Here is a 3,556-nt window from a genome sequence, read left to right as displayed (position 1 = left end):
TACCAGCCGTGTAAGTCAGCAAGCCATTTACCGCCAGCGTTTTTTGTATCACACAATCGGCATCAATCGTAACCGTGCCACTGGTCTTAATCAAAATATCGCCCGTTTTGCGGTTGTGCTGAATGCGCGTGCCGTTGGTGTATTGCAACACATGAATATCACGGCTGGTCGCTGGCACAGGGTCGGCATCGTTGTAAATCGCCCCGAGACACACGCCGCTTTCGCCGCGAGCGTCCAACACGCACACTACCAATGCACCCACATCGGGCAAACAATAAAATTGGTTGCCACCTGCACCAAGTGTAATCACAGGCAGCCAATCGGTTTGCAAATTTTCCAAGGCTGGCAAATCCACACGCACGGCGTGTTTTTTGTCGTCCACTTCGGCAACTGTGCCAAATTGCAAGGTTGCGCCAAAATCATGCGTTTGCATTCGCGTTCTCCGTATTTTCGTCAAGGTATTCAATCATCTTTACTTCTAATTCAGTTGTGTAACCGCGTTTGCTGAAATCATGTCGCGCTTGTTTAACCAAATATCGCCCACTAAATTGCCCAAAATTTTGCAGCTCCACCATTTGCCCTGCTACCAACAAAGCGTTACCCACCACCGTCAGGCTGCCTGAATTTTGCTCATCTTGCGCGTTGTCCAAAGCAGCTTGGGCGCGGTGTTCGGTTTGCTCGGGGCTTTCGCCTTTGTTGGCAACGATTTTCAAGGTGTCGCTGGTGGTTTGGCGTTTCTTTTTCGGACGGCGCGGCTTGCCTTTTTTGGTGGTTTTTCGGGTTTGTTTTTTCTTTTGGTCGTAGGTTTGCACTTCCACCGCTTGCGGTACGCCCTTAATCAAATCACGCAAACGAATCCGCAACACATCGGCAAAATCAATCACGGCAACGGCTTTTTGTCCGACCAATTCAGCACGGCTGGTAAACACCAAAGTCTTGCCCACAATTTTGAAACTGTGTCCGTATTCTTTTGCCAATCGCGTGAGAAATTCTACATCGCGCTCTTGATATTGGGTTACGCGCTGGATTTTGATGTCTGCCACCGTGCCTGTTACCGATAGTTTTAGCCGTTTGGCAATCAGGCGGACGATTTGGGCTAGTGTCGTGTTTTCGTAGGCTTTGGCTTGTAGGGTGCGATTGGCTTTGGTAATGCCTGTGCTTAATGCTTTTAAATGGATGATACTGCCACCGCTTTTGCTGTGTTCGTATTCCAATTCGGCAATCTCAAAACTGCCCCAGTTCACAAGACCTGTGAACTGGTCGCCGCAAGATAAACTCAAACTGTCGCCTTGGTTGGGATACCATGTTCGCAACCAACGCCCGTCCACGTCTTCAAAACTCACTTGCAGTTCGTCCGACTGGTCGCTCAAATAATCCGTGTAAGTAAACGATAACAGATAGGGCGCGATGTCGGCTGTGATGTCTTTTTGTTCGTAGGTTAGCAGGAAATCGGGGGCGGTTACAGGGTGCAGGCTGCTTGCTTTACTGCCTGAAAGGGCATTTAAAAATCCTAATGCATCCATGGCGGTAATTGCTCCTGACTGTTTTTGGGTTTGCTGTCCAACACGGGCACAAACACGGTCAAACCGCTTTTAAATTGTTCGGCAAGTGGTAAATGGGGATTGGCGGCAATTAAACCGCTTATCATTAGCGCATTGCCATAATGCTTGTGCGCAATGGTGTCCCAACGGTCGCCGTCTCGCGTGGTGTAGATTAAAACGCCGTTCATTTAGCTGTCTCCCCTTATGGCTAGAAACGCGGTTAAGGTTTGCACGGCTGCTGCACCGTTGCTCATGCTTTCGGCTGCTTCATCAATCGCATTGCTGCCTGAAACCAACCAATCGCCTACCGTGCCGCTTTCATAGCCTGCGCGTAAATGCCCGACTGCGCTGCCCAGTTGGTGTGTGGCTAGGCTAGCTTGGGCGGTAAACTCTGCCGCACCTGATAAATCGCCCAATAGCGATGTGATTTCAGGCAGTTTGCCGAGTGCGCCGTTGGCAATGCCTAAACTGTCGCCGACAAGATTGATGACCCCTGCTGGGTCGTTTTTCAATTCTTTGGCAGCCTGAATAATGCTTTGCACTTCGCCGATTTGGTCTTCTACGGCGTGATAGATTTTGACCCCTGTCTCCACCGCCACCACCACGTCCGACACTTGACTACGCACGCTTTCAGGCAGCATTGCCATGAGTGGGGTTTGGCTGCCTGAAAGAATGGCTGGCGTAGGCAATGGATTGTTTGGGTCACCGACAAATTCGGTTAGCTCTACATCTATTTCACGCGCTGCGGTGCGCCCTTGCTCGTCCATCATCGTGGTGCGACTGGTTAGCCGCTCAATCACAAACCAGCCTGCAAACCGCCCTGAACCGTACACCAACGACACGGCTTTTTGCGCTTCTTTGGCGGCAATCAAGCCCTTGTATGCCGTGTCCACATCGCCCAGTTTCCAATGCAATTTGATGCCGAACCGTAACTCGGTCAAATCATTACCCATCGCTTGCAAACGCGGTCTGCCTTTGAGTACCTCGTGTTTGGCAAATTGGGTGTGGTGCGTTTCTTCTAGGCTGGTAAAGCTGTTTAATAGCTCAAAACGGACATCGCCTAATTGTGCAAACATCAATATGCCCTCCGTGCTTTATCCGCCATCATGCGTTTAAATAATTCTTCAAATTCGCGCAAACTCATTTGTAACGCGGTTTCAATTTGTTGCAGATTACCGCCTTGCGCGTTGATGGTTGGGTTGAAGTGAATTGTGATTGCGCTGTTGGCATTGGCGGTGGATTGTGCGACTGCGGTGCTTCGCGCTTGGGTGAGCGTGTCGGCATTGGCGGATAAGCGAGCGGATAAGTCGCTATTAAAGCCACGCATTCGCCCTGCAAACCGCTCTTTCAAGCTGCCTGCAAGTTGCCCAATGCGGTTTAATGGTTGCGCTGCGCCGCTATTCACGCCCAATGCCAAACCTTCGGTAATGTAGCCGCCGTAGCTCCTAAACACTCGGCTGGGGGAGTGAATGTCCATAGATTTTGGACTGGTAAACGCGCCCTTAATCCGTGTCGCCAAACTTTGCACCGCGCCAACCGCCGCACCAATTTTGGATTTAATGCCATTGACTAAACCGTCAATCATCATGCCGCCATACGCGGCAAAGGTAGCAGGCAGCCCTGCAAACCACGCAAACAAGCCTGAAAAGACCGCGACAAATGAAGCCAGTGGCGACCAGCTCATAATTAAGGCTAAAATGCCTGTTAAACCGCCGTTCCAAACAGCTTTAATCGTTTCACACAAAGATGACACTAACGAAAAAACACCGTCAAAAATCATCTGCCAGCCTGAAATAATCATCTGACCGATTGTGATAACGCTGCCAAATAGGCTGCCCAGCATTGCGCCGACGTAATAGCCAAAACCTTGGGCTTTTTGTGCCGTGCTATCGCTAACCAAACCCAGCTCACGAAACCACGCGATAATCGGCTGCACAAATGCCACAGCCAAATCAAATAAACCTTTCCAGCCAGCCCCTATCATTTCCAGCAAAGGCATAATGGGCGCAATACCG

General features: G+C 50.3%; 5 protein-coding genes. All 5 read right to left on the bottom strand.

What is annotated here, in order from left to right:
- Positions 1–433: phage baseplate assembly protein V (locus BQ5809_RS07960; RefSeq protein WP_071461643.1), on the bottom strand; the 433-nt coding region annotated here is incomplete at its 3' end.
- Positions 420–1,523, bottom strand: a complete 1,104-nt coding sequence (locus tag BQ5809_RS07955) for a phage late control D family protein (RefSeq protein ID WP_003786190.1) — start codon at positions 1,521–1,523, stop codon at positions 420–422. The genes BQ5809_RS07960 and BQ5809_RS07955, both read right to left, overlap by 14 nt.
- Positions 1,511–1,729, bottom strand: coding sequence for a tail protein X (locus BQ5809_RS07950; protein WP_003786192.1), 219 nt, complete (start codon positions 1,727–1,729; stop codon positions 1,511–1,513). The genes BQ5809_RS07955 and BQ5809_RS07950 overlap by 13 nt, the downstream gene beginning before the upstream one ends.
- On the bottom strand, positions 1,730–2,617 hold the full coding sequence (locus tag BQ5809_RS07945) for a phage tail protein (RefSeq protein ID WP_003786194.1): 888 nt from the start codon (positions 2,615–2,617) through the stop codon (positions 1,730–1,732). It lies immediately after the preceding gene.
- Positions 2,617–3,556, bottom strand: a 940-nt coding sequence (locus tag BQ5809_RS11015) for a phage tail protein (protein WP_420911740.1), incomplete at its 5' end; no start/stop codon positions are given. The genes BQ5809_RS07945 and BQ5809_RS11015, both read right to left, overlap by 1 nt.

It is taken from the genome of Kingella kingae ATCC 23330, from assembly GCF_900111845.1.
GTDB lineage: Bacteria > Pseudomonadota > Gammaproteobacteria > Burkholderiales > Neisseriaceae > Kingella > Kingella kingae.
This window is presented reverse-complemented; position numbering and strand designations above follow the sequence as displayed.

What these genes read in the sequence shown, in the direction of transcription:
- BQ5809_RS07945 (WP_003786194.1), bottom strand. Translation starts at nt 2,617, where the DNA reads ATGTTTGCACAATTAGGCGATGTCCGTTTTGAGCTATTAAACAGCTTT.
- BQ5809_RS07950 (WP_003786192.1), bottom strand. Translation starts at nt 1,729, where the DNA reads ATGAACGGCGTTTTAATCTACACCACGCGAGACGGCGACCGTTGGGAC.
- BQ5809_RS07955 (WP_003786190.1), bottom strand. Translation starts at nt 1,523, where the DNA reads ATGGATGCATTAGGATTTTTAAATGCCCTTTCAGGCAGTAAAGCAAGC.